This is a genomic window from Actinoplanes sp. CA-131856, from assembly GCF_050956135.1.
Lineage (GTDB): Bacteria > Actinomycetota > Actinomycetes > Mycobacteriales > Micromonosporaceae > Actinoplanes.
Map to the genome: position 1 here is coordinate 3,762,226 of NZ_CP191849.1, position 26,654 is coordinate 3,788,879.

The window sequence follows — 26,654 nt, forward strand, 5'->3', positions numbered from 1 at the left end:
TCAGGAGGCGAAGGCCGGCGACTTGAGGAGGGCGGCCAGGGCGCGGTGCTCGCTGACCGTGTCGGTCGACGGAAGCCCGTCGCCGGCCGCGCGCACGTGGGCCAGCAGCTCCGGCTCCGGCGCCAGGCCGTACTCGCGCAGGTAGTACGTAGTGGTGTCGGTCCAGATCCACCGCCCGTCGGAGCGGTAGTCGATCGGGACGACCTCGCCCCGGCCCGGCTCCATCACGTCGGTCGTCCGGGCCGTCGTGGCCAGTACCGTAGTGCCCGCATCGAGCCAGGCCAGCACCCGCTCCCGGTCGTCGCCGGCGAGGCGCTCGTGTGCCGGGTCGAAGCCGTTGTCGTTGTCGTAGACCCGGGCCAGCCGCACCGGCACGGTCTCGAAGGCGGTCCAGAGCAGCGCGCCCGAGGAGCGAGCCGACCGGGCGTACGGCGCCGGCTCCTCGTCCGGTCGGTACGCCTCGACGGTCACGCCGCTGTCGCCGGCCTCGCGTGTCAGCGCGGCCGTGGCGGCCGCCAGGTCGCCGTCGACGGCCAGCACGAAGACCCGGGCCGGCCCGGCGTGCTCGGCGCCGACCAGCGGCAGCCGCCACGAGCGCCACAAAGCGACCGCGCCGCGAACCTCGGCGACGGCCCGGACCGCGGCCTCGTCGGCCAGATCCAGGTCGGCGCCGGGGCCGGTCAAGTCGAGCATCGGCGCCCCGGGGGTGCCGAAAACCGGACCCTCGGTCAGCGACGGGGTGAAGGTGTACTGCGCCTGCGGCAGGGTCGCCGCCGGCGCCTCCTCGAGCTGCCCGTCAATCAGCGCGAGCCGGGCCCGGGCCAGGTCGGCGTCGGGCAACAGCCCGGCCAGCCGGGCCAGGGCGTGGTGAAGTTCGGTCCGGTCAGCCATCGTTCTCTCTCTCCTCCTCGGCCGCACCAGTCAGCGCGGCCAACGCCCGGTGAACGGCGACGGCGCCGGCCTCCGGGACCCGAAACTCGTGTTCCCGCATCCAGGCCAGCAGCTCCTCGTCCGGGCTGAGGGCGTAGGTGCGGAGGTAGTACGCGACCGCGTCGGTCCAGATCCAGTGGCCGTCGGTGCGGAAACTGATCGGCACCACCGGCCCGGCCTCGGCGTCGAAGGCGTCGGGCTCGTGAGCCGTGGTCGCCAGCAGCACCGCGCCGCCCTCGAGGAAGGCCAGGACCTTCGCCGGCTCCTCGCCGTCGGCCAGCACCGGGTGGTCGACGGCGAACTGGCCGCCCAGCACGGGATCGTACGAGTCGAAGACCCGCGCCACCGAGATCGGCGCCGGCGGCTGCTCGGTCCAGAGCAGGGCCGACCGGCCGCGGGCGGCGCGCTGGTAGGCGGGCAGCGTGGTCCCGGAGTGGTACACCTCGACCTGCGGATCGGTCACGCCGACCGCGGCCAGGCACTCCTGGAGCCAGGCGGCCGCCTCGGCCGGTCTCGGCCCATCGGCCCGGGTCTCCAGCAGATAGACCCGCACCGGGCCGGCCGCGATCCGCTCGGGTTGCGGTGACCGCCAGGCCCGCCACAGCGCGACCGGCCGGGTCACCCGGTCGAGGGCGGCGACGGCGGCGGCGTCGGTCCGGTCGAGGGCGGCGCCGGGCCGGGTCAGATCGAGTACGAGGGGGACGGCGCCCTGATCGTACGGGCCCGGCAGCACCGGGCCGAAGTCGAAGCGGGGAGCGACGTCCGGCGCCGTTCCGAGACCGGCCAGGCGGGCCGTCTCGGGCACGCCGGGCAACGCCTGGACGAGCAGGGCGGCATCCTCGGGCCGCAGCGGCGCGCGGGTGTCAAGGGCGGCCGCCAGCGCGGCCCGGGCCACCTCGGAGATCCGGCCTTCGGCCAGCCACCCCCGGGCGGCCCCGGTGACGTCGTCGGCGGCCCAGCCGGCCAGGCGCAGCCACAGGTCGTGCAGCCGCGGCACCACTCGGTCGTCGGGCTCGGTCACTTCTCGTCTCCCGGTTCGTCGGTCGGGTCGATGCTCGTCCAGGACGATGCGAGGTCGTCGGGAACCAGTTGCCAGTCGGGCTCGTCCTCCGGCTGGGGATAGCCCGGCCCGCCCGGGTCCCGGTCGGGCCGGTCGTGGCCGATCGGGGGAAGCTCGTCGAGACGCAAGCGCCGGTTCGCCTCGTCGACGGCGGTGACCAGGAACCGGGCGCCCGGCAGCAGGATGACCTCCTCCTCGTTGGGCAGGGCGGCCAGCAGGGAGATCTCGCGCCCGCTGTACCCGTTGAGCCGGATCTCGAGCAGGGCCGGATCGGCCTTCTTGAGGAACCGCCGCCCGACCTTCTCGCTGAGGCTCGTGCTGGTCAGGTCATCGAAGGTCACCTCACTGCCGAGGGTCATGGCGGGGTTGAACCGGGTGCCGCGGAACACCACGGCGCCGCTGAGCGGGGGCAGGGCACGCGCGGCGTGCACGACCATGTCGGCATGCAGGCGCATCGCCTGCATCAGGGCCGGCGCGATCCGTTCGGCGTGGCGGTGCAAACGTTCCCGCCGCTCGGCCAGCTGTTCCTCCGGCGCCGCGAAGCTCCGCAGCTTGTGATGCTCGATGATGAGTTTTTCCATGATCGGGTCGTTGCGGAGGATGCCCTCGGTGGTCAGCGCCGCTTTCTCGTCGTCCGGGTCGGCCGCGAGTCTACGGTCGATCCGGGAGATCAGCTTGCGCGCGAAACCATCGGCGTCGCGCGGGACGGCGCCGTCGAGGGTGCTGTTGATCAGCGCGTAGTCGGCCGAGGTGTACAGCTGGATCGCCGCGTGCGCGGCCGGACTGACCCGCCGCCGGAGCTCGGCCGCGCTGATCCCGTTGCGGCTGCGGTAGCCATCGCTGAGCCTGCTCATCCATTGCGGCAGCCCGTGGCCGTCCGCCAGCACGGCCAGTTTGTCGGCCGAGGCGCGGAACCGGTTGTACTCGTCTATCCCGATGCCGGGCAGGGGGGCCGTATGGTCGTGCAAAAGCCGCGAGTACTCCGCCTCGTACGGTGTGTTGTCCCACACACCGAACCGGCCCGGGGCCACGCCGGCCCGCGCGAGGCGGTCGAGCAGGTCGTCGGGGCCGGCCAGCGCGACCGCGGGCACGGCGGCCAGCGGCACCCGGGCCAGGTCGGCCGCGAGCGCGATCTCGTGCGGCGGGCGCCCCTCCTCCATCGCGGAGCCGGTGTAGAGCCGGACGATGGACTCCTGGTCGGCCGCAGTGATCGGCAGGGCCTGGAGGGCGGTGAAGAAGCGCACGGCCGTCCAGGAGGTGGCGGAGGACACGCGTGCGAGCGCGGCGACCGCCTCGGGGGACGGCTGCGGGCCGGTGAACCGGGCGGCGAGGACGTCGGCGGAGAAGAGTGAGTTGGTCAGTTCGGTGGCCGGTACGGCCCACCGCAGCGTCCGGGCCGAGGCCACCGCAGCGCGGAGCTCGGCCAGCACCGGGCTCTGGGGCCGGGTGACCGGCAGCGCGTCGGTCAGTGCCCTCGTCGTGGCCGGATCCATCAGCGCGATCAGGCGGCGATCGATGCTGTCGGCGGCCAGGTACGGCGGAGCCCCGGCGCCGATGGCGTGCCAGGCGGCCATCGCGGCGCGCCCGGCCGCGGCCTCGGCGCCGGGGGTGTCCGTCAGCATCCGGGCGAGCTTGCGGTGGTAGTCCTCGTGCCGGTCGGCGATCGCCCGGGCCGCGCCCGGCCGGTCGTAGAGCGGGCGGCGCTCGAAGGGCCGCCCCCACGGCGCCCAGCGCTGAGCGTCGAAGGACGGCAGCGGCTCGGCCGTGCTGAACCCGCTCAGGTGGGCACCCACGGGCTGTTCGTGCCCGTCCAGGAAAGCCCGCCACGTGCCGGCCGGGGGCAGGACGGGGCGAGGGCGGCCGTCCGGGTCGTAGCTCGCGGTCGGGGTGACGAAAGCGGCGCCGCCGGCCGTGGTCCACACGGGGCCGTCCGGTGCGTACACGAGTGCGCCGTCGAGGGCCTGGGACAGGCCATGGGCATAGCCGCTGGGCGCGCCCGTGTCGCACGAGACCAGCGTGACGGGCTGACCGGTCCAGTCCGGGTCGGAGCCGATCAGCCGGGCCAGGTCGGTGACGGGCATCGGCCCCTGCGGGGTGCCGTGCCCGACGACGGTGAAGTGCCCGTCCGGCCCGGAGAAGGCGGCGCCACCGGGCGGCACCGTCACCGTCTTGCCCTCGCCCGTGCCCGCGTAGGCCGGTCCACCCGCCTCCCAGCGCTGCTCGCCGAAACCGGCCGGTGGGATCTCGACCGCGACGACGCGCTGGTAGGGACCGTGTTCCGGGTGCTCGGCCTCCTCGACCAGGCTCACCCGGAACCGGGTGCCGGGCAGGAACAGGACCTCGCGCTCGGCCGGAACCGCCGACAGCGCGGCCACATCGCGCCCGCCGTACCCGTTCAGCTCGAGCTCGAAGACCGCCGCCTTGCCGGGCTTGAGGAAGTTGGTGCCGAGCTCCTGGTCGAGGCTGGCGCTGGTCGGGGCGTCGAACGAGAACTCACGGCCGGCGGCCATGTCCCGTTCGCGCTTGGTCCCGCGGTAGGCCACCACGCCCGAGACCGGTGGCAGCACACGGATGGCGTCGACGATCATGTCGGCGTGCACGCGCATGGCGCGGAAGAGATCGGGTGTGATCCGCGTACGGCGATCGTCGATCCGCAGCAGCAGCGCCCCGCCCTCGTCCTCGGCCGACGTGGCGTACTGCTTGATCAGGTCCCGCAGCTCCGTGTCGTTGCGGATGACGCCCTCGGTCTTGAGCTCGGCCAGATCGTCCTCGGGGTCGCTGAGGATGTGCCGGTCGATCCGGGTGGCGAGCTTGCGGTCCAGGCGTTCCGGGGTCTCCGGGGCGGCGTCGGTGCCCTCCTGTTCGAGGACGCTCTTGATGAGGACGTAGTCACCCGACGTGTAAAGGCTGAGGGCGCCCAGCGCGGCCGGGCTCAGACGGCGGATCAGATCGGCCGCCTCGAGCCCGGTGCGCCGCTCCCAGTCGGCGCGCTCGCGCTCGTAGAAGGCTCGCAGCGTCTGGTCCGAGGCGTAGTACCGGGCCCGATTGACGAGCTGCTCCACTCGGCCGCGCTCGTGGTCGCCGATGCCCGGGAAGCCCTCGTCCGGCCCGGTCAGGCGGGCCCAGTAGACGGCCTCGTACGGCGTGTTCTCCCGCAGCAGGTCGCCCGGAGCCACGCCCGCCTCGCGCAGCCGGTCGTAGAGATCGTCGGGCCCGGCCAGCGATGCCGCCGGAACGCCGGCCAGCGGTACTCCGGCCGCATCGGCGGCGAGCGCGATGCTGTGCAGCGGCCGTCCCGGGATCTCCCGGGCGCAGTAGACGCGGACGAGCCTCTCGATGTCGGAGTCCGCGAGACCGAGCAACCGGAGACCCCGGAAGAATTCGAACGCAGGCCGGAAGGCTGCCGCGGGAAGCGGTTCCCCGGACCGGGCGCCGGGAAGCGCGGCCGTGGTGACCGGATCGAACAGGGCGGCGACCCGGCGGCCGGGCTGGTCGCCGGTCAGGCCGGCCGGCGCCCGGTCGCCGAGCGCCGCGGCGACGAGATCGGCCGCGGCGCGTACGGCGTCGTGCGCGCCGGGGGTGGCGGCGAGAAAACCGGACAGCTTGCGCTCGTACGCCGGCCGGGCCGCGGCCAGCGCGCGGGCGGCCCCGGGCTCGTCGAGCAGCGGCCGATGCGGGTACGGGCGGCCCCAAGGCGCCCAGCGAGTGGCGCCGGCGAGGTCGGCCGGGAGCGGCTCCCGGGCCGTGGTGGCGCCGAGGTAAGCGCTCTGCGCGACGCCGGTCGGCCCTGGGCCGGCGCGGAACGCACGCCAATGACCCGCGGGCGGCAGGACCGGGCGGGGGCGCCCGTCCGGGGTATGGCCCGCAGTCGGCGAGACGAAGGCGGCGCCGTCCGCCGTGGTCCAGACCGGGCCGTCCGGGGCGAGCACGGTCGCGCCGCCCAGCAGGCCGGCCAGCTCCTGGGCGTAGCCGCCGGGACGGCCGGTGTCGCAGGCGGCCAGGACCACGTCCTGCCCGGCCCAGTGCGGGTCGTCCTGAAGAAGGCGGGCCAGGCCGGCGGCCGGCACGGTCGCGCCGTCGCGGACCGGGCCGTCGGCGGTGCCGTGTCCGACGACCGTGAAATGACCGGCCACCGGCGGGAAGTCGCGGGCGGCGGCGGCACCGGGCTCGCCGTCGCCGGGCAGCACCAGCGATCCGGTGGCCGTCGTGGCCGGCGCGACCGGAACCCCGGGCCAGGAGGACGAGGCGGTGGCGCCATCGCCGTGCGGCGGGATCTCGACCGCGACGACCTGTCGTGGCTCACCTCGGACGTCCTTGACCGAGGTCACCCGGAACCTCGTGCCGGGCAGAAGGAGAACCTCCGCCTCGCCCTGCACCTGCGAGAGCAGACTGACATCGCGGCCGCCCATTCCGGCGAGCCGGAGCTCCACCATCGTGCTGCGGTCGCCGTGGGGCGCGAAGATCTCCGCCATGCTGCGGTCACGGCTGGCGCTCTCGAGGGAACGAGTGGAGAACTCGTCGCCCACCGCGACGGCACGGAACTTGCGCTCGCCGCGATGAACCGTGCCGCGCACAGCCGGGAACATGGCCAGGGCGTCGACCGCCATGTCGGCGTGGACGCGCATCTCCTCGAACAGGACCGGCGCCAGCTCGGTGATCCGCCGGTCCAGATCGTCGCGGGCCTGCTCGGGAGCGACGCGATACCGTTCCAGCGCCGCCTTCAGGGCCGGATCGTAGCGGATGACGGCGGCCGCCGAGCCGCCCTCGGCCGCCTTGACGACCCGGGCGCGGAGCTTCTCGAGCAGACGGCCGGGGTCGGTCTGCTCCATCGCGGCGGTCATCAGCGCATACTCGGGGCCGGTGTAGAACGACACGGCGGCCGCCTGAGCGTGGGTGAGCCGCGCGCGCATGGCGTCGGCCGGCATCCCGTTGAGCCGCTCCCACTCCCGGTCGTCGGTGCGGTCAGGGTCGTCCAGGGCCCAGGCCGCCTGATCGCGCTCCACCTGGCCGACGCTGCGGAACGAGCCGGCCCGGCCGTGCCAGTGCTCCAGGTAGAGCTGCTCGTACGGCGTCGGCTCCCGGCGTTCGTCACCGGGGAAGACACCGGCCCGGGCCAGTTCCGAGTAGAGCTCGTCGGGTCCGGAGAACTCCCGTGCCCGTACTCCGGCCAATGGCACCCCCGCCACGTCGGCGGCGACAGCGGTCCGGTGCAGCGGCAGATGCGGCGCTGAGGTGAGCGCCCGGGCCGCGTACTCCCGGACGAGCCGGTCCCGGCGGGCCGGATCCGGTTCCCACGTGCGCAGCGCGGCCAGCGACCGGACCGTGCCCCTCGGCACACCGTCCACAGCGGGCACATCGACCTCCGCGGCGAGCGCGGCGACCTCGCGGGCGGCGGTCTCACCGAGCACCTCGGCCAGAACGGGGTCCACCCCGGCCACCGGCGCGACGGGACCGGTCACCGAGGACGGGGCGAGGCGGTCAGCCAGCTTCCGCTCGTACTCGGCGCCCCGCCGCCACAGCTCGCGCCGCGCGCCCGGCGTCTCGAGCAGGGGACGCTGGGCGAACGGGCGGCCCCGTGACGCCCGCCGCCCGGCGGTGGCCAGGTCGGGCGTCAACGGCTCGTCCGCGGCTGTCGCGCCCAGATAGGGGCCGGCCGGATCAGCGATGGCCGGCGCCGGCGGTGCGGCCAGGTGACGGCGCCAGACGCCGGTCGGCGGCAGCGCGGGCCGCGGCCGTCCGTCGGCGCCGGGCGCGCTGTCGCGGGTGACGAAGGCGGTGCCGTCGGCCACGGTCCAGACCAGGCCGTCGGGCGCGAGAACCGGGACGCCGGGCAGCATGCCCGCGAGCCGTGCGGCGTAGCCGCCGGGAGCGCCGGTGTCGGAGGCGATCAGTGTGACCGGTTGACCGGTCCAGCCCGGATCGTCGCGCAGATGCTGGGCCAGTTCCTCGGCGGACCACGTCCGGCCCTGGTGCACGATGCCGTCGGCGGTCCCGAGCGCGACCAGCGTGTAGTGGCCGGCCGGCCCGGTGAAGCCACTCATCGCAGCGGTTTCGCCGGGGTCGAGGAGAGTACGCGTCACGTTCGCGGGCGCGGGCTTCGGCACCGACGCGGTGGGCCTGTCCGAGGCGCTGAGGCCCAGATGGGAGAGGGCGCGATAGAGCTCGGCGGGCGACGCCGCGGCGACCGCCGAGAGCGTCGGCAGGGCCACGCCGGCCAGTTCCGCGCCGCGCGCGATCTCGTACGCCGAATGGTCCTCGCCGACCAGCATCCAGGCGCTCGCCGCGGCCAGGAAGTCCCGCTCGGTGACCCCGGGGACGTTGAGCCAGCGGAAGATCGTCATCAGGCGGGCCGCGGTCATCGACGGCCCGGCCACGATCGGGATGCCGGCCTCGTCGCGCACGTGCCGGACCCAGTCGCTGCCCGGCGCGAACGACATCCGCGCGCGCCCGCTCACCCACGGCAGCGGAAGCTCCGGTCCGTGCTCGCCGGGGCCGAGCCAGCTGAGCCAGGGCTGTTCGTGCGTCACCGGGCGCCGCACGGACCGCAGAACGCCGGTGACCCGTGATGGTTCGCCGGCCGACCACTCGAGCGTCACGGTGACCGTGTCGGGCCGGTCGAGCAGCGCCGTCACGTCCGGCGTGCCGTCCGGCCCGGCCGGCAGGGTGGCCGGGTCCACGGTCTCGGTCTCGACGGTGTGCGCGGTGAAGGGGCCTGCCGCCGGGGAGGAGAGGAAGGCCGTCTCGTACGCCCCCAGGGCCGCGCCGAAGAGCCGCAACCGCCGGGGCGTGAACGCGGCCGGGCCGCGCTTCTTGGTGTCCTCGGAGTTCTTCAGGCGGCGGATGCTCAGCTGCTCCTCGACCGCGGTCCGCCAGCCGGGCGCCCGGCCCAGCAGGTTGCCCCGGGTCAGCGGGTCGTCCTCGGACTCGGCACCGAGCGCCGTGTGCACCGCGGCCCGGGTCGGGCTGTCCAGGAACTCGCGGTAGGAGCGCAGCTCGCCGGCGTTCAGCCCGAGGCGCTCGGCGCGGTCCCAGTCACCGGCCCGCACGATGTCGAGCACCACGTCGCGCAGGGTCGCGCCGCGCTGGGAGGCCGCCTTGTTGGCGTACCCGCCGTTGTAGACGGCGGTCATCAGCTCGCGCAGGTTGCCGTCGCGCAGCAGCCGGTCGAGGTCGTCGGGGCCGGTCGCCGTGCCGGCCTGGCCGGCGCTGCCCCGCTTGTCCTGCAGGAACGACCGGTCAGCGTCGGCCACCGACGCGGCGAGGACCTCGCGCAGGCGGGCCGCGGTGCGGACGGCGGCCTCGCGGACCTCCGGCTTCCGGTAGAGCTCGGCGCCGAGCCGCTGCTCGTAGGCGGCCGCGTCGGCGATGCCGCTGGCCTCACCGGCGAAGTGCACCGCGCGCCGCCGCACGGACCGTCGCCGCATCGCGGCGATCTCCCGCGTCTGCCGGGCGTGCGCCTCCCACCAGGCGGTCTCGGCCTCGCGCAGTTGCTCGGCCGTGGCGTCCGGCCGGAACGCCGTGGCGCTCCATCGCCGGCCCTGCTCGGCGAGGGCCAGCGCCGACGCACGCAGCGACGCGGGCAGGGCGACGCCCGTTCGCGCGTGCGCCTCGGCGTCGTCCATCCGGATCACGGCGGCGTCATCGACAGGAAGCTCGACGCCGGCGGCCGGCCAGGCCTCGCCGTCGCGTTCGGTGCGGGAGCGGGCGATCACCCGGAACTCGACGCGGTAGGAGAGGGCGCGGGTCACGTCGTCGTCACCGTCGGGCGCCGGCGCGGCCGCCGGCAGATGCTCCACCGGGTCGATCTCGTCGCGCAGGACGGCGTTAGCGCGGCGCATCCGGGCCGGATCCGTGCCGTACAGCGGGTTCTCGAACGTGCTGCGGTCGCTGACCGCGCCGAAGTCGGGCCGGGCGCTCGGGTCCTGTACGTCGACACCGACGTCGGCCTGGCGGACGTCGGTTGCGCCGGCCGGGTGCTGGACTCCGCCCGCGATCATCGGCACCGTCGTGCGCAACCCGAAGCGGTTCCCGGCGCTCAGCTCGGCGGTGCGGCCCCGGGCCCGCTCCACACCCCCGCCCAGCTCGACGCCGCAGTCCGCGCTCGCGAACCGGGGCTGGGCCACCAGGCGGGCGTCCACCACTACGTTGCGGTCGAGCCGGGCCGGCACGGGCAACCGGAACTCGCCGTCGAGCATCATCGGCAGGCCGGCCTTGACCGTGGAGGTGGTCAGGCCGTCGCGGATCTCGGTGCGGGTGTTCGCATCGACCTTCGCTCCGGAGGCGGTCAGCGCGTTCTCCACGGCCCGGTGCAGCTCGGCCAGGTCGGTGAACAGGTGCTCGACGGCGAAGCCACCCGGCTCGGGCAGCCGGTCCGAGCCAGGAGACGTGCGCCACTTCGTCCGGCCGTTGTCGTCGAGCGCCCCAAGCGGCAGGCGGCGCTGTTTCCCGGCCCGGCCCACCTCACCGGCCGGGCGGCTGTCGACGGCGTGCCGGTACACGTCGACCGGGTGGGTCACCTGCAGCGTGATACCGGTTCCGGGCAAGCCGTGCCCGGTGACCGTCACGTCCACGTCGAGGTCGCCGTGGTAGACGGCGACCGGGCCGCGGACGGTCAGCGACTGCTCCTGGGTACGGGCCAGTGACTCGGCCTCGCGGATCGCCGTCGTGGCGAGCGCGGCCGAACCGGTGAGGCCGCCTCCGCCCGAAAGGGTCTTCGGGCCGTGCCCGGAGGTCTGCCCCATCTGGGCGGCCGAGGGATCGTCGGTGGCGATGCCCTGGCCCTGCACCGTGGCCGAGACGGCGGCGAGGGTGCTCCCGTGCACGTCGGCCAGCGTCGCCGTGACCCGGGCCCGGTCCACGACGGACAGCTCGTCCACGTGCTCGATGCCGGTGAACCGGGGTTCCTCGGCGAACCGGGCCCCAAGCGTCACGTGGTAGGTGTGCCCCCGCCACCGGCCCTCCAGGCGCAGCGGCAGGGTCCGGCCGCCGTTGAGGGCCCCGGCGGCGTGATGGTGCGCCGAGGCGAGGAAGTGCTTGAGCGCGCGTACGTTGTCGTGCGGCTGCTCCAAGGCGGTGTGTGGCAGCAGCGCGGCGGCGATCTCCTCGCCGTTCGCGCCGGCCCGTTCGGCGATCAACCGGCGTAGGTCGCCGACGCGGTCGCTGAGGTCGACCGTCGTGGTGATGCCGCCGATGCCGAGCGAGGGGGTGGCGCCCGGGCCGAGGCCGGGCGCGGGCAGGTTCTCGAGCGGCCGGGGCGGCTCGGCGACGGCCGGGGACTGCTCCTCCCGTGCTGCCCAGGCGGCCCGCGTCTCAGCGAGCTGCTGATCGTGCTTCTCGGTGAGACGCTGCCGCTGCCGCGCCTGGTCGCCGAGCAGCCGGGTCATCTCTCGTTCGTGACGGCTCGTCAGCGCGGCCGCCTGCGCGCGGCGGCGGGCGGCTCGGCCGCGCAGGCCGCCGGCGAGGAAGTCCCACGTCCCGGCCAGGTCGAGATTCTTGCGCTGCCGGCGTTGGGTCTCGGCCAAGCGCTGCTGTTCGCCGGAGTGACGCTGCTCCAGCCGCTGTACGCGCTCGGCGTGCTCCTGCCGGATCGCCTCCTCGGCGGCACCGGCGCTGTGCGTGCGGTCGGCCTCGCGCATCCGGTGGACCTGATCCTCGGTCAGCCACATCAGCACGGCGCCCGGCATCGACAGGCTCCGGCCGGCCCGGCGCACCCGGGGTCTTCTCAGCCCGAGCAGGTCGAAGTTGCTTGCCTGCCGGGCCTCGGCGACGATCTCGGCCTCGACGTCGACGCGGACCAGAACCTTCTTCTCGGGCCGGCCACGCAGCCGCAGCTTCGCCAGGCCGCTGAGCGCGGTGTCGCGGAGCCGTCCCCGCATGCGCTGCCAGGGCGTCAGGGTCACCTGGACGCGGGCGCCGCCGGCGCTGGTGTGCCCGCCCTGGTCGGCCGGCGGGCCCGCCGCGGCGACGAAGCCGGTGATGTTGAAGCCGACCTCGCCGGTACGGCCGCGCCGCATCCGCGTGAAGGTTCCGCCGGTCGTGCCCCTTCGGGCCTGTTCGTATTCGGTGGCCGGCAGGACCCGCGGGTTGGTGGGCCGCAGCCGAACCTTGACGTCGGCGTGCGTGTCGGCCAGCCGGCGGTGGTAGGGCAGGTTGCTCAGCGCCTGGGGCCGGCTGAACAGGTCGGGCCGTCCGGTCAGCCGCTCCGGCGAGTACGCCTCGCCGATGGTCGTGGCGGCCTCGGTCGGCGCGTCGAGGAACGGGTCGTCGGCGGCCCGGGCGATCGTCCGGCGGACCTCCTCCTGAAGGTGCTCGAGGCCGAGGAAGTCCTCGACCCGGGCACCGTCGAGGTCGTGCGAGTAGCCGCCGGTCAGCTGGCTCAGCGGGGCCGGGTGGTCGAGCCACCGGCCGTCCTTGGGGACGGGCACGGGTGCGGGCCGGGGTGTTTCGGTGGTCACGCGGTGCTCGGGTACGAGCAGGCGCATGGTCAGCTTCTGCTCGGTCTCCTTGGTCCCGCCGGTCACGAGGTCGGCGGCCTGCCGTCCCGGCCGGCTGAAGCTGAGCCGGCGGGCGTTGGCGTTGGGGCGGACCGACGACCGCGTCCGGGAGGAGACCACGAGGGTGGCGCCGAACTCCCGCAGCGGGACGTCGCCGATCTTCCCCTCGGGCGTCAGCTCCGGGCCGTGCCGGCTGTCCACGGCCAGGCGCTGCTCCACCCCGCTGTCGCTGCCCTTCGAGCTGCCGAGCGTGCCGCGTGGGCCGAACATGAGGGCACCGCCGGACTGACCGACGGGCCCCAGCACGATCCCCTCCAGGGAGATGTCGTTGGCCCGGCCGCGGTCCCGCCCGTCGAAGGCGTCCTCGGCCACCTTCAGTTTGGTCTCGGCCTCGATGGCCCCGCGGTCGACGAGATCGCCGTCGGTGACGTCGGTCAGCTTCCCGCCGATGGTGACCACGGTGGTGTAGTCGTGCAGCTTACCTCGCTTGACCAGGGGGATTTCGAGCCCGGGCCCGATGATCCGGTCGAGCAGGTAGCGCAGGTGCCGGTTGGACAGCTTGGCCCGCGCGGTCGCGTCGCGGCTGAGGATCGCCTGGACGCCGGCGCTGAGGCCGTCGGCCAGGGCCGGATCGCCGAACTGCCGCAGGAAGGCGTTGCGGTCGACCCGCAGGGTGCGGCGGCCCGGCACGTCGGCCATCGCCTTGAGCAGGGCGTCATAGACCTTGTCGCCACCACTGAGGTCGTTGACGTACGAGCTGCCGAGCGAGACACCCTGCTCGATGCCCTCGGGCGCGAAGTGGGTGCGCTGGTCGCCGCTGCGGCCCTTCCACTTGCTCGTCTCCGGGCGGGCGTCCGTGCCGCGTGCCCAGTCCTGCGTCGTCCACTGCAGCGTCGTGAAACGGCCGCCCAGGAAGGACTTCTCCGGCTTGCCGACCAGGCGCACCTGGACTTCGTAGACGGTCTGATAGCGCACCGCCTTCCCGGTGGCGGTCAGCCGGCGGCGGGCGCTGGTCCGCTCGCCCATCTCCTGCGTGTGCGGGGTGCGCTGGGTGGTGCCGAGCCGGCCGGCGACCATGAACGAGATCGGGGCGGCGTCGGCCCCGCCGCCGGCAATCAGGAACCCGGACCAGTTGCGCTCGGCCGTCGTGCCGGCCTGACGGATACCGTCCCGCCGCGACGAGTCGGTGATCGTGACGTCGTCGATCTCCTCCACGACCGCGACCTGGCGGGCCACGGTGCGGTACTGCACGGCCCGGCCCCGGCCCGGGAAGAACCGGCGCCAGCCCTTGCCGGCCGCCGGGAGCAGCGCGTCGGAGGTCACCCAGCCCTTGTGCGGGTCGGAGGTGTCGAAGGCGATCGACCGGCCGAGGTTCTCGGCGATGGTGGCGTCGCTGAGGAACCGGCGCAGCGTTGCCCGCCCAGGGGCCCCGACGCTGGTCAGATGACCCATTCCCTCGGCGTCCAGCATCTCCTTGACCTGGTCGAAGTAGGACGCCTCGCCGCTGCTGAACGCGGCCTCGACCGCGAACCGCTTCGGCGGCTCCTTCTTCAGGTCGTGCTGGTCGTCCTCGTCCCGCACCGGCGGCGGGTCCTGCAGGGTCGTCGGGACGGTCAGGGTTACCCGGCCCTCGGCGCGGGCCGTCGCGTCGGCGGGAGCGCCGGGCACCCGGCCGACGATCGGCCGGCCGCCGGTGTCGCGGAGCTGAGCGCTGAACCGCACCGGAACGGACACACCTGTCTGACCGGTGATCTCTACATCGGTGACGGTCTTGAGGTTCGTGCGGTAGCCGGTGGCACGGCTCTTCTGCGGGGCGGTCGGCATCGACAGCCCGGCGCCGAAGACCGCCGGAGGCACGGCCCAGATGGTCGTGCGCGGCTCCACGTGGTGGTCCTGGGTGGCCCGCCACCGGCCGCCGTACCCGCCGCGGGTCTCCATGCTGAGCGTGTGGTCGTCGTCGGCCACCTCGGAGCGCAGGCCCTCCAGGTCGAGCTCGGCGGTGACGACCAGCTCGGCCGGCTGGCCGGCCACCGTGACCGGATAGGTCCGCCCGGTGCCGACAAGGTCGCGGAGCCGGTGCTCCACGTCGTCCTGGACCTCGGCCAGCGAGCTCTCGTCGATGCCGGGCGCCAGGTCGCGCAGCGCGGCGGCCAGGTCGGCGTCGCGGACCGCGCCGACCTGCCGGGCCGCGCCCAGAGCCAGGTTGCCGCTGAGATAGGAGGGGAGGGCGGCGAAAATCCGCTCCTCCGGGTCGCCGGGTGCCCGCGCGTCGGTGGTGACGCCGTCCGGGTCGGTGAGGGTGATTGCCGGGACGAGCGGATCGTCCGCGGGCGGGGCCTGCGGCCGGACGACCGGGGTTCGCCCGGCCGGCTGGGCCTCGGTGACCGCGACGCCGACGGCCTCGGCCTGGTCGGCGGACAGGGCGTACGGGCCGTCGGTGGTGACGGCTAGGCCGATCGTGTCGTCCGGCGAGGCGAGGGCGACCGGAGCGTGGTCGTCGGCGGAGGGGCCGACAACATCCACGCCGCGTGTGGCTGCGGCGCCGCGGGCGGCGGCCCGGCTGCTCTGCAAGTAGGCGCGGGCCAGGACGTCGGGGGAACCGTCCTGGGCGACCGCCCGGCGGGCTTCCTCGTGTTCTCCGGCCGCCTCGGCCAGCTCGTTCAACGCGGCGTCGATCTCGGTGGTCGCGTCCTGCCGCCGGAGGCGGGCGGTCCGGGCGGCGGTCCGGGCGGCCTGCGCGTCGATGGCGGCGGCCACGCTCGTGAGGTCGACGTCGCCGGCCGTGACGACCGGCGGCAGGTCGGTCACCGTCACCTCGGCCGGCGCCTCCGGCGTGACCTCGAACCGCCGGTAGCCGCCCGGGGCGACCACATGCCCGTGCGCCGTGGCCCAGGCGACACCGGCGGGCGCTAGCACGGCGGTGCCCGGCAGTTCGCGGGCGAGCGCGGCGGCGAAACCGTTCTCCGGGTCGGCGCCGGTGTCGCAGGCGGCCAGGACGATCGGGCGTCCGCCCCAGCGTTCGTCCTGGATGACGAGCCCGGCCAGTTCGGCTGGGCTGATCCGCCGATCGCCGGCGAGGAGCGCTTGCGAGTCGCCGTGCGCGGCCACGTGGTAACGGCCGGAACGGTTCAGGTGGGGCACGAACCAGGAGGTCAGGCCGTCGTCGGGCGCGAGGAAGGAGAGTCCGCCGTCGATGCGGGCGGTCCCGGTGCTCGATTCCGAGGCCGCCGCCGCGCGGAGAAGGGCCTCGATCCGGACCTGGTGCTTGTGCGCCGTCTCGCCGAGGTCGCGTGCGGCCGCATGAGCCGTGTCCGCCGCGGGCTTGAGCCGGTCGGCCTCCGCTCGCAGGTTCAGCCAGGCCGCGGTTCTCTCGGCCGAGACCTCCGCGGAGAGACCCGTCAGTTGGCGGTCGGCCTCGCCGGCGACCCGGTGGGCGGACAGGGCTTCGGCGGCGGCGAACCCGAGGTCCCGTTCCCGCGTCTCCCGATCCGGGTCGATGCGGGCGGCCTCGGCGGTCTCCAGCGCCCGCTGACCGGTGCCCTCGGCCGAGCGCAGGTGCTTGAGATGGCCCACCACCGTGTCCCAGGACGGCCAGGGATACTTGACAACGGCCCTTTCGGCGTCGAGGTGCGCCTGCATGTCCGCGCGGTGCGACCGCGCCGTTTCGATCGCCCGGCGCGCCGGGCCGGTCACCTCCGCCGGGAGCCCGGCACCAGGCCCGTTCAGCCAGCGCTCGGTGGTCGCGAGGCGGCTTTCGAGGTTCAGGGCCCGGGTCCGGGCAATCCACTCGCGAGCTTCGATGTCTCCGCGAGTGGATCCCGGCTCGAAGCCAGGATGCAGCAGACCCCAGAGATCGGTGTCCGTCGTCCACTTCGTGCGGATCGACTCAGCCCCGGCGGCGTGCGCCCGGACCGTCTCGGCCAGGGCGGCGACGTCCACAACACCGAGTGGCGTGCCCGAGGGGAGCACGCTCGACATGGGGGTGACGTTCACCCGAACGGGTTTCTCGGGGGCGGCGACGAACTCCAGGAACCGGTCCGCGGACGACGGAAAGCCGCGAGGCCCGTACAGCCCGTACGAACCCTGCTCGTGCTTTCCGATGACAACGAGTGCGCCGTCGAACATGGACCAGGACAGGGTGTTGGGTGCGACGACCCGGATGCCGGGCAACTGGCGGGCGAGGTTCGCGGCGAATCCGTCGACGGTGTCCTTCGCGGTCGAGCAGCCGGTGAGCACGATGGGACGGCCGTCCCATCGCTCATCGGCCCGGATGATGTCGGCCAGCTCGGCCGCCGAGAGCGCGGGTGCGTCGTCGGGTTTGAGCTCGTAGGGCTGGCCGTGGCTATGGACGTAGTAGCGGTCGGGGTGGGCGGGAAGCTTGCTGAGCGCGTTCAGCAGGCTCTCCGCGCGATGGAACGAGATGCCGCTCGGCACGATCTTCGGAACCGCTCGGTTTGCTGGCGCCTGCTCCGGCGCGGGGGCCGACATGGCACTGCCGGAGAAGATCCGGAGCCGGTCCGCGACGCGCAAAGCCTCGTCCTGGACCGACCCGGCCGGTCCGGCCGTGAGTGACTGCGGCATGTGCTCGCCGTCCTGGACGCGGAACCACACCGCGGCGGGGTTGTGGCCGGCGATCAGCTCGCTCAGCCCGGCGCCGACGGCCAGCGCCCGCATCGACCGCAGCCGGCGCTCGAAGGGGTGCCACACGGCGTCGAGGTCGGCGAGACGCGCGGTGATGCCGTCGAAGGCGGCTTGAGCACCGGGCAACCGCCGGTCGGCCTCGGCGGCCAGACGGACCACCTGCCGGGCTGCCTGGAGTGTGTCCGGAAGCCGGCCCTGGGCCCGGATCAGAGCCCGCAGCGCGGCGTCGTCCTGGCGCACCGTGCTGTCGCCACGCAGGATCAGGCCGGCCACCGCGGTCTGGCGCTCCGCGCTGTCCCGCCGCGGCGCCTGGTCCCGGAGGCTCTGCCGCACCCGCTGCCGGTCGTCGCGGGTCGCCTGCGTGTCCGCCAGCCAGTCCTCGAGATCCTCCCGGAGCCGGCCGGGCCGGTTCCGGCCACGGTCCGCCCCGCCGAGCGCCCGGGCGGCGGCGATCGCGGCTTCCCGGTACGTCATGACGGTCGGCAGATCAGCGAGGTCGTCGAGCTCCCGGCGCAGCATCGGCGCCATGCGGTCGAACTGGCTCACGGCCTCCCGCAGAAGCTGCTCGAACCGCGCGGCCTGCTCCTGCGGCATACGGGCCCGCAGGTCGGGCAGCGCGAACTCGATCGCGTGCAGGTTGCCGATCGCGAAGTCCCGGCGACGCGACGTGCTCACCAGCGACGTTGTCAGCCGGGTGCTGAGTTCGAGCAGGTCGGCGTGCCGCTCTTGGAACTCCGCGACGTCCGGCGGCGCCACCGCGCGCAGCTCGTCCAGCGCCGCGCGGACGGCCGGCTCGGCGGCGGCGATCCGGGCATCGGACTCCTGACCCGCCCGGCCCAGAGTCTGTGCCAGCCGGGTGGGATCGACGGTGCCGAGCGGTGCGTCGCCCTGGACGACCGGGGTGAGCCTGGTCGTGGTCACCCCGCGCCCGGATCGGCCGGCGCGGAAGGAGCGGAACGGCAGACCGACCGGCCCGACGGTCCCGCCGTCCGCGTCGAGCGAGACGACAGTGCCGTCGGCGATCAGGCGGACGGTGCCGGTCGGCGCGATCACGGTCGTACCCGGCAGATGCCCGGCCAGCATCTCGGCGAACGACGGCGAATAGGCCGCGGCGAACGGGATCGGCAGGACGACCGTCCGGCCCTGCCACCGCTGATCGGCCCGGATCATCGCAGCGACCTGGCGGGGGCCGAGATCGTGCTCACCGGCCCGCAGTGAGACCAGGCCGCTGCCGGCGAAGACGTGGAACCGGTCACCCCGGTCCGGCAACCGCAGGGCGGTTTCGTGGCCGGGGTCGTCCGCCGGAAGGAACGAGAGACCGGAAGGCACCGATTCCACGGCGACCGGCTCCAGGTCCGCCGGTGGGGGAACGGGCCTGCTCTGGCGGCCGCCCAACGCCTCGCTGCCACCGGCCTTGAGGTACGCCGCGGCGAGCCGGCGGAGTCCGTCCGCGAAGGGCTCGTCCGGCGGCGTGGCGGGCGAGTCGAGCTCGGGCAGGTCCCGGGCGAGGCTCGCCAGGTCGATGACGCCGAGCGGCTCGGCCCGCATCAGCACGGGCGGCAGGTCGACGTGTACGACGTCGTCTACGGCGTCGAGCGTGAATTCGCGGAAACCCTCCTCACCGTCGGTGACGATGTGGCCGGCGGACGTGGACCAAGCTGTGCCGCTGGGTGCCACGACGCGGGTGCCGGGGAGCAACCGGGCGAGTTGGGCGGCGAACCCCTGCTCGGTGTCGGCGCCGGTGTCGCAGGCGGCCAGAACGACCGCCTGACCCGTCCAGCGCTCGTCCAACCGCAGGATGGCGGCGAGTTCGGCCGGGGTGATCCGGCGGTCGCCGGTCAGGAGGGCGCTCGAGTCGCCGTGGGCGGTCACATGGAACCGGTCGGGATGGCCCAGCCGCGGGACGAACCAGGCGGACATCCCGTCCTCCGGCGTCAGGAAGGAGATTCCGCTCTCGACCCGCGCCGGGGCCGGCGCCGACGCGACGATGATGCGGTCGAGCGTCTCAGAGAGGTCGGTGAGTTCGGCTTCGAACGAGAGCCCGGTCGCCTCCGGGGCGCCTTTGCGGAATGAGGGCGGGATCTTCAGATTCCGGCCCCTGTAGCCGAGGAAATGCTGGCGATTCGAATACGGCACGTAGCCGTCCAGCGCCGTTTCACGGAACATGCTTATCTGGTCGTAGTGGTCGGCCGTCTCGTCCTTGAGCCGGTCGGCCTCGGCGACAAGACGGTCCCGGGTGCGGACACCGGCCGGACCGGTCGCCTCGGCCAGTTCGGCCAGCCGGCGTTCGATCCGGTAGGCCAGGTTCCAGGCCATCCACGAGTGGACGCCGGCGCGTCCCATGCTCTGCTGCTGCGGGTGTCCTTCCCTCCGGGACACGGCGTCCTCGGCGTCGGCGAGTGCCTGATCGCTCATGGCGCTGACGTCGCTCAGCCGGCGAAACTCGGCTTCGATCTCCCCGGGCGTGGTCCATCGAAAGGCGGAGGCCGCCTCCTCCGCGCGTATGTGCTCCGCCAGCAGGGGGAGGCGGGAACGGCCGGCTTCGACGGCCGCCCGGACGGTCACGGCCACTACGGAGAGTTTCGCCGCGTGATCCCGCACGTCCGCCGCGTGGCTCCGGACACGTGGCTCGTCGGGCCGTTCCGTCAGCGCCGACCGGCTCAGCCGCATCATGGCCGCCATCTGGCCCGGAACGCGTTCGAGCCACACGCTCACCTCGTCGAACGTATCGGTGAACACCTGGAGACCCCGCCGTGCTTGCTCGCCGCGGGTCTTGCGGGCGGTTTCGCCACCCGGGTCGCCGGAAACGTCGTCGAACTGATTCCTGCCGTCCTGCAATTGCTTGACTTTTGCCTGGGCCACGCCATGTTCCTTGCGAAGATGCGAGGCCCAGCCGGCCACGTCGACGGTGCCCAGCGGCGACGTGACGGTGAGCAGGGCCGGCAGCGGCGTCACGACGACGCGGTCGGTGCGATCCGGATCGGTGACGAAGCGCTGGAACCGATCCTCGGTGACCGACCCCCGTCGGGGCACCAGTTCGTCGTACGGGCCTCGCTCGGCGTGCGGAAACACGAGCGCTGAGCCGTCACCCATGATCCAGGCGAGGGTGGTCGGTGCGATGATCTCGGTGCCGGGCAGTCGCCGGGCCAGATTCGCGGCGAAGCCGTTGACCGGGTCCGCCGCCGTATGGCACGAGATCAACAGGACCGGCCGGCCACCCCACCGGTCGTCGGCCCGGATGATGTCGGCCAGCTGGTCCGGTGTGAGCTCCCCGCCCGCGTCCGGGTGCATCACATGGGTCTTGCCATGGCCGGCGACGTGGAAGCGGTCAGGCTGATACCAGCGCCGAGCCACCTCGCCGAGGTAGGACTCGGCTTCGAAGAAGCTGATGCCTCCAGGGATTTTGACGGGTTCCGCCGACCGGCCGGCTCCCACGCCGTCCCCCGCGGCAGTGATGCCGGCCGAGCGTCCGCCCGTGATCTCGGCGACGCGCCGGACCAGTTCGTCGACCTCTCGACGGAACGCTCCGGCCTGCCGGTGATGCTCGGCCGCGACGGCGTGGGCCTGTTCCGCCTCGGCCCGGAGCCGGGCCGTCCGAGGTTGGGTGACCACCACCTCGGCGAGCCGGTTCAGCCGCCGGTCGGCCGCCTCGGCCACGATCCCGGCGTGCACCACCTCGGCCAGGGCCGACGCGACGGCCCGCTGCTGCTCCTCGCCGCCCGGGCGGGTCCCGGCGTTCTCGGCGGCGGCGAGCGAGTCCACGCTCAGGGCGCCCGCCTCGCGCAGGTGGCGACGATGCTTGTCGGCCCCGTCCTTGGTCACCGAGAAGACGTCGGCGTCGTGCTCCTCGGCGAATATGTGCTCCCGCATGACCGGGAACTGCGACTCCACCGCCTGGATCGCCTGCCGGATCGGCTCCCGCAGGCGCGCGTAGGCCGCGACTGCGGCCTGGACCCGCTCCGCGAGCTCCCCCATCACGGGGTCGCCGGGCCGGGCGCTCGCACCGTGCCGGGCGTCTTCAACCATGGTGTTCATCTGATCGTCGGTACGTGTCAGCCAGCCGTCGAGGCTCTCGTTCGCCTCGACGAGCTCATCGCCCCGGGGTTCGGCGGCCAGCGCGCGGGGAAGCGCGGCGTTGTCGCCGTCGACGAGCATGCCTCCGTCGGGCCACGTCGCGACGAGCGCCCGAACCCGCTCGGCTTCCCGTCGCGCCTCCTCGACCAGCGCCGCTGTGTCAACGGCGGCGATCGGCCGGCCGACGGAATGCACGACCGGCATCGGCTGGACGATGACCCGGCGGGGATCCTCCGGGTCGGCCGTGAACTGCCGGAACCGGTGCTCCCCGGCCGGCGAGGGCTGGGGTCGGGGCACGCCGTACTGACCTGCCTCACCGGGCGGCAGGGACAGTGCCGACCCGTCCCGGGTCATCCAGGCGACGGTGCTGGGGGCGAGGATCGGGGTGCCGGGCAGCAGCCGGGCCAGCTCGGCCGCGAACCCGGTGGCCGGGTCCTCGCCGGTGTAGCAGCTCAACAGGACGATCGGCCGCGCGCCCCATCGCTCGTCGGCCCGCACGATGCCGGCCAGGTCGGCCGGGGCCAGGCGCGGACCGCCGGCTGGGACGAGCGCGTTCGACGTCCCGTGCGCACCCACGTAGTAGTGATCGGAATGGCCCCACCGCGGTGCGATACCGCCCAGAAGGGAGCCGTCGGCGAAGAAGGAGATGCCGCCGGGGATACGGGCGGGCACGGCGGTCGCGGTCCCCGTGCTCTCGGCCGGGCCGGCCGCGTCGTTCCGCAGCTCGTCGACGGCCCGGCTGCTCACCCGGTCGGCGGCGAGCCGCACCTCGGTGATCCCCGGTTTCGCGAGCTGCCTCGCGATCCGCAACGTTGCGGCGACGCCGGTGGTGACACCGGCCCATCTCGTCCGGGCGCTGGTCAGCAAGGCCGAAGCGGTGGCCGTCGCCTCGGCCGCGACCGGGCGCCACCGATCGGCCGACGCGACGAGGCCGGTCGCCCGCCGGAGGTCGTCCGTGCGCAGCCCACGGGTCAGCTCGTCGAGGCGGCGCCCGGCCGATCGGGCCATGTACGAGCTCTGGTGAGCCGTGATGTAGACGGTGGCCAGACGGCGGTCCCGGTCGTCGCCCGCGGGCAGGCGCCTCGCGGCCGTGGCCTCCTCGGCGGCGTTCCGCCCGGCCCGGCCCGCCTGGCGCAGGTGGCCCAGGTGCCTCTCGATCCGGTCGGGGTCGATGGCGGGCAGGCCGTCCGCGGCGCGCCTCAGGGCCTGGCGGTACGACTCGATCGAGGTGATCTGCGAGCGCACCGCCCCGGCCACCCGCTCGTGGTGCTCCCGCGCGTCGGCCGCGTCCCGGGTCAGGAGCTCGACCTGCGCATCGAGCCGTTCCACGGCCGCGTGATCGGGCTCGTCGCGCAGCAGCTCGGCGATGGTGACGAGGCCGTCGACATCCTGGCCGGCCTTCGCGGCCCGGTCGCTCAGCGTCCGCAGGCCGTCCTCGAGCCTGGCGGCGTCTGAGGCCGCCGCGTCGGCGCGCCTGTGCAGGACCGCCCGGTTCGCGTCCGGTCGTTCCCTGAGAAGCGAGAGCAGGCGGTCGGCCCGTGATTCGGCGTCCGCGACCGCGACGGCGATCTCGTCCGTGTGCAGCGCGATGGTCGCTACGAGGCCGCGCAGGTCGATGTCGCCCAGCGGCGCGCTCGCGCGCACGACCGGCGGCAGCGGGGTCACGATGACCCGGCCGGGATCGCCCGGCGCGGCCTCGAGGCGCAGGAAGCGACTGTCGACCGGCGGCGCCGTACCGATGGTCGCCAGTCCGTACGGCAACGGGCTGTGGTCGGGCGTGACCACCAGATCGCCGTGGAGCGTGGCCCATGCGACCCCGGTGGGCGCGATGACGGCGGTGCCCGGCAGCATGCGGGCGAGCTCGGCGGCGAACCCCCGCCGGGTGTCGGTGCCGGTGTGGCAGGACGCGAGCATCACCGGGCGGCCGGCCCATCGCTCGTCGGCACGGATCAGGCCGGCCAGGTCGCCGGGGGAGAGCCACCCGTCCGGCGTCCGCATGCTCTCGCTGGTGCCGTGGCCCACCACGTAGTAGCGATCGGCGTGCTCCGCCTCCCGGGCGAAGGTGGCGAGGTTGTGGTCGTCCTCGGCGATGAAGGAGAGGCCGCCACGGACGCGACCGGAGCCGGGATCCTCGTCGTCCGACTCCGCGGCGTCGAGGTCGATCGGGCCGCTCGGCTGTTGTCCCAGCGGCTGCGGCGCCCCGGACGTGCCGTTCGGCCCGCGTACGGCCGCGGCTGCCCGGTCGGCCGCCTGGCTGCTGCGCAGGTAGGCGCGGGCGAGCACGTACGGGGAGTCGTCACCCGTGACGGACCGGCGGGCTTCCTCATGCTCGGCGGCCGCGGCGGCCAGCTCGGACAACGCGGCGTCGAGGCCGGCGGCCGGGCTCTGTCTGAAGTGGGCGGTACGAGCGGCGGTGCGGGCGGTCTGAGCGTCGATCGCGGCGGCCAGGGCGGCCGGGTCGATGTCGCCGGCGGTGAGGATCGGGGGCAGTTCGGCGACGGTCACCTCGGCCGGGTCGCCCGGTCTGGTGGTGAAGCGGCGGAAGCCGGTGGGTCCGGTCTGATCCTGGCCGACGACGATGTGGCCTTCGGCGGTGACCCAGGCGGTGCCGGCGGGTGCGAGCACGACGGTGCCCGGCAGTTCGCGGGCCAGGCCGGCGGCGAAGCCGTGGTCGGGGTCGGCGCCGGTCGAGCAGGCGGCCAGGAGCACGGGCTGGCCGGTCCAGCGGCCGTCGGAGCGGAGCCGCTCGGCCAGGCCGGCCGGGGACATCCGTTCGTCGCCGATCCGCAGCGCCGTCGTGTCGCCGTGGCTCACCACCGTGAAGTGATCGCTGCGGCGACGGTGCGAACGCAGCCTGGCGTCGAGATCGCTGCCGGGCGGCAGGAAGGAGAGCACCCCGTCGCCGGCCGGGTGCGCGGCAGCGGCCGGACCGGTGGCCAGGGACTGCGGGCCGGCCTCGTCGCGGAACCATTCGGCGCCGCGGTTGTGGTCGGCTATCCGGTCGGCCAGGCCGCTTGCGGCCACGATCGCCCGGGCCGCCCGCAGCTCGGCGTCCATCTCGAGCCACACCGGCTCCAGGTCGCCGAGGACCCCGTCCAGGTTGTCGAACGCCCGGCGGGCGGGCGGCGCGAGGCGGTCCGCCTCGACGATCAGCCGTGCGGCGGTGCGGGCCGGGCCGACCTGGCCCTCCATGTACTCCAGATAGGTCGAGAGCCGGTCCAGGGATCGCTGGACCGCGCGCAGATGTTCATCGGACCGCAGAAGCAACGCGGCGGCTCTGTCCGGGTCCCGGGTTCCGTCCGCGAAAGCGGTCCGGACGGCTTCGTGAGCGGCGAGGGCGGTCCGCGCGGCGGCCAGAGCCCCGTCGACGTGGCCCCGTCCGAAGTCGGCGAACTGCTGCTGCCGCTGCGCCTCCTGGGCCGTGTGGTCCGCTTCGCGGAAGACCTCCCGGAAAGTCTGTACGGCCACCACCCGATCGAGTCCGGTGGACTCGAGGCGCATCTCCCGCGCGATCCGGTTGAGTGCCTCCGCTGCCGCCCGGATGTGGCTCTCGAAGCGGGCCGCCGCGTCGGCCGGCAGCCGGTCGCGCACGTCGGGCAGCGCGAACTGGGCGGCGTGCAGGCTCGCGCGGACGTCGTCGCGGCTCCCGGCGACCTCGCGCAGATAGGGCAGGAGCGCCGAGCTGTCGTCCATCAGCGCGTCGTGCCGACCCCGGAACCCGTCCCGGTCCGGCACCGGCGAGGCGATCAGCCGGGTCACAGCGTCCCGGGCGTCCGTCTCGGCCGCTGCGATCCGGCCGGGCAGCGGCGCCTCGGCCTCCCGCAGAGCCGCTTCGAGCCGGGCCACGTCGATCCGGCCGAGCGCGGAGTCGGCCTGGATGAGCGGCGGCAGTTTGGTCACGCTGAACGGCTCGGAGCGTGAACCGCTCATCCGGACCTGCCGGAAGCTGGTGGGTCCGATGTGCCTTCCCTGCGGGTCACGGCCGATCGCCAATAGGTGACCGCCGGCCACCAGCCGGGCGGTGCCGTTCACGCCGATGACCCGTGTGCCGGGCAGGTATTGGCTGAGCGCCAGGATGAACGGCGCCGATCCGTTCGCGGAGTGCGAGGCGGCCACGATGACGGCGCGGCCCCGCCAGCGCGGGTCGGACCTGATCATGGTGGCCAGGTGATGGGCCGACAGCCGCTCGTGGCCGACCGCGAGGTTGTTGGACGCGCTCGTGGCGAAGACGAGGAAGCGATCGGCGCGATCCGGCATCTGCCGGGCGATCCCGTACCCGTCGTCGTCCTCGTCGAGAAATGAGAGTCCAGCCGGTACGTTCAGGCCGTCGTCGCTGCCGCTCGCCGCGGCCGGCGCGCTGTGGCGCTGCCCGAGCGCGGCCGGCCCGGCTTCGCTTCCCGGCGCGCCGGGGAGGTCGCCGAGGTTGCGGACGGCGGCGGCCGCACGGGCGGCCGCCTGGCTGCTGCTGAGGTAGGCGCGGGCGAGCACATGCGGGGAGTCGTCGGCGGCGACGGCCCGGCGCGCCTGCTCGTGGTCGTCGGCGGCGCCGGCCAGTTCGGCCAGGGTGGCGGTGAAGGGCTGCCGGCTCGTCGCGGCCAGCCGCCGTACGTGATCCTGGCGCGCGGCCGTTCGCGCCGCGTGCGTCTCGATCGCACGGGCCAGCGCCCCGGTGTCGACCGCTCCGGCCATCATGATCGGTGGGAGGTCGGTGACGGTGACCCCGGCCGGGTCGTGCGCCGCGGCCTCGAAGCGGCGATATCCGGTGGGCCCACTTGCGCCCTGTCCGACGACGAGGTGCCCGCCCGGGGTGACCCAGGAGGTGCCGGCCGGTGCCAGCACAGTGGTCCCGGGCAGCTCGCGAGCGAGGTCGGCGGCGAATCCGGAGCTGGTGCCGGCGCCGGTCGAGCAGGCGGCGAGCAGGACCGGACGCCCGTTCCAGTCGCCGTCGGCGCGGAGGCGCACGGCGAGCTCGGCCGGGGAGATCCGCTCGTCGCCGGCCCTGAGGGCGGTCTCGTCACCATGGCCGGCGACGGTGAACACGTCGGTGCGGCCGAGCTGGGGCCGCAGCCACGTGACCAGTTCGTCGCCGGCGGGCAGGAAGGAGAGACCGCTGCCGGCCGCCGCCGGCGTTGCCTCGGCCGGACCGGTGTCCAGCGACCGCGGGCCTCGTTCGTCGTGGTCCCGGAACCATTCCGCGTCGCGGTTGTGGCCGGCGATCTGGTCGGTCAGGCCGCCTTCGGCCGCGATCGCCCGGGCGGCTTCCAGATGACCGTTCATCTCCAGCCAGAGCGGGTGCACGCTCTGGGTCACCGGGGCGAAGCGGTCGAACGCCCGGTGGGCGGCAGGGGCGAGCCGGTCCGCCTCGGCCACCAGGCGCGCGGCCGTGCGAACGGGGACGGCGAGTGCCCGCATCTGTCCCGCGGCGTTCTGGAGCCCGTCGTACAGGCCGTCGGCCC

At 74.3% G+C, this 26,654-nt stretch carries 3 protein-coding genes (1 of these 3 running past the window's edge); all 3 read right to left on the reverse strand.

All coding sequences use genetic code 11. The features are described from left to right. Tightly spaced (each overlapping or abutting the next), the 3 genes in view from ACQP2X_RS17515 to ACQP2X_RS17525 form a layout consistent with a single transcriptional unit that may run on beyond the window. On the reverse strand, window positions 1–891 hold the full coding sequence (locus ACQP2X_RS17515; RefSeq protein ID WP_498698244.1) for a hypothetical protein: 891 nt from the start codon (window positions 889–891) through the stop codon (window positions 1–3). After that, window positions 884–1,951, reverse strand: coding sequence for a serine/threonine-protein kinase (locus ACQP2X_RS17520; RefSeq protein WP_498698245.1), 1,068 nt, complete (start codon window positions 1,949–1,951; stop codon window positions 884–886). Before ACQP2X_RS17520 ends, ACQP2X_RS17515 begins: the two co-directional genes overlap by 8 nt. Then, window positions 1,948–26,654, reverse strand: partial view of a DUF8616 domain-containing protein gene (locus tag ACQP2X_RS17525; RefSeq protein WP_498698247.1) — the 3' portion only. Its footprint extends 22,669 nt past the window's final position; only the last 24,707 of its 47,376 coding nucleotides appear in the window; its start codon lies beyond the right edge, outside the window — the gene reads right to left on this strand; the stop codon is at window positions 1,948–1,950. Before ACQP2X_RS17525 ends, ACQP2X_RS17520 begins: the two co-directional genes overlap by 4 nt.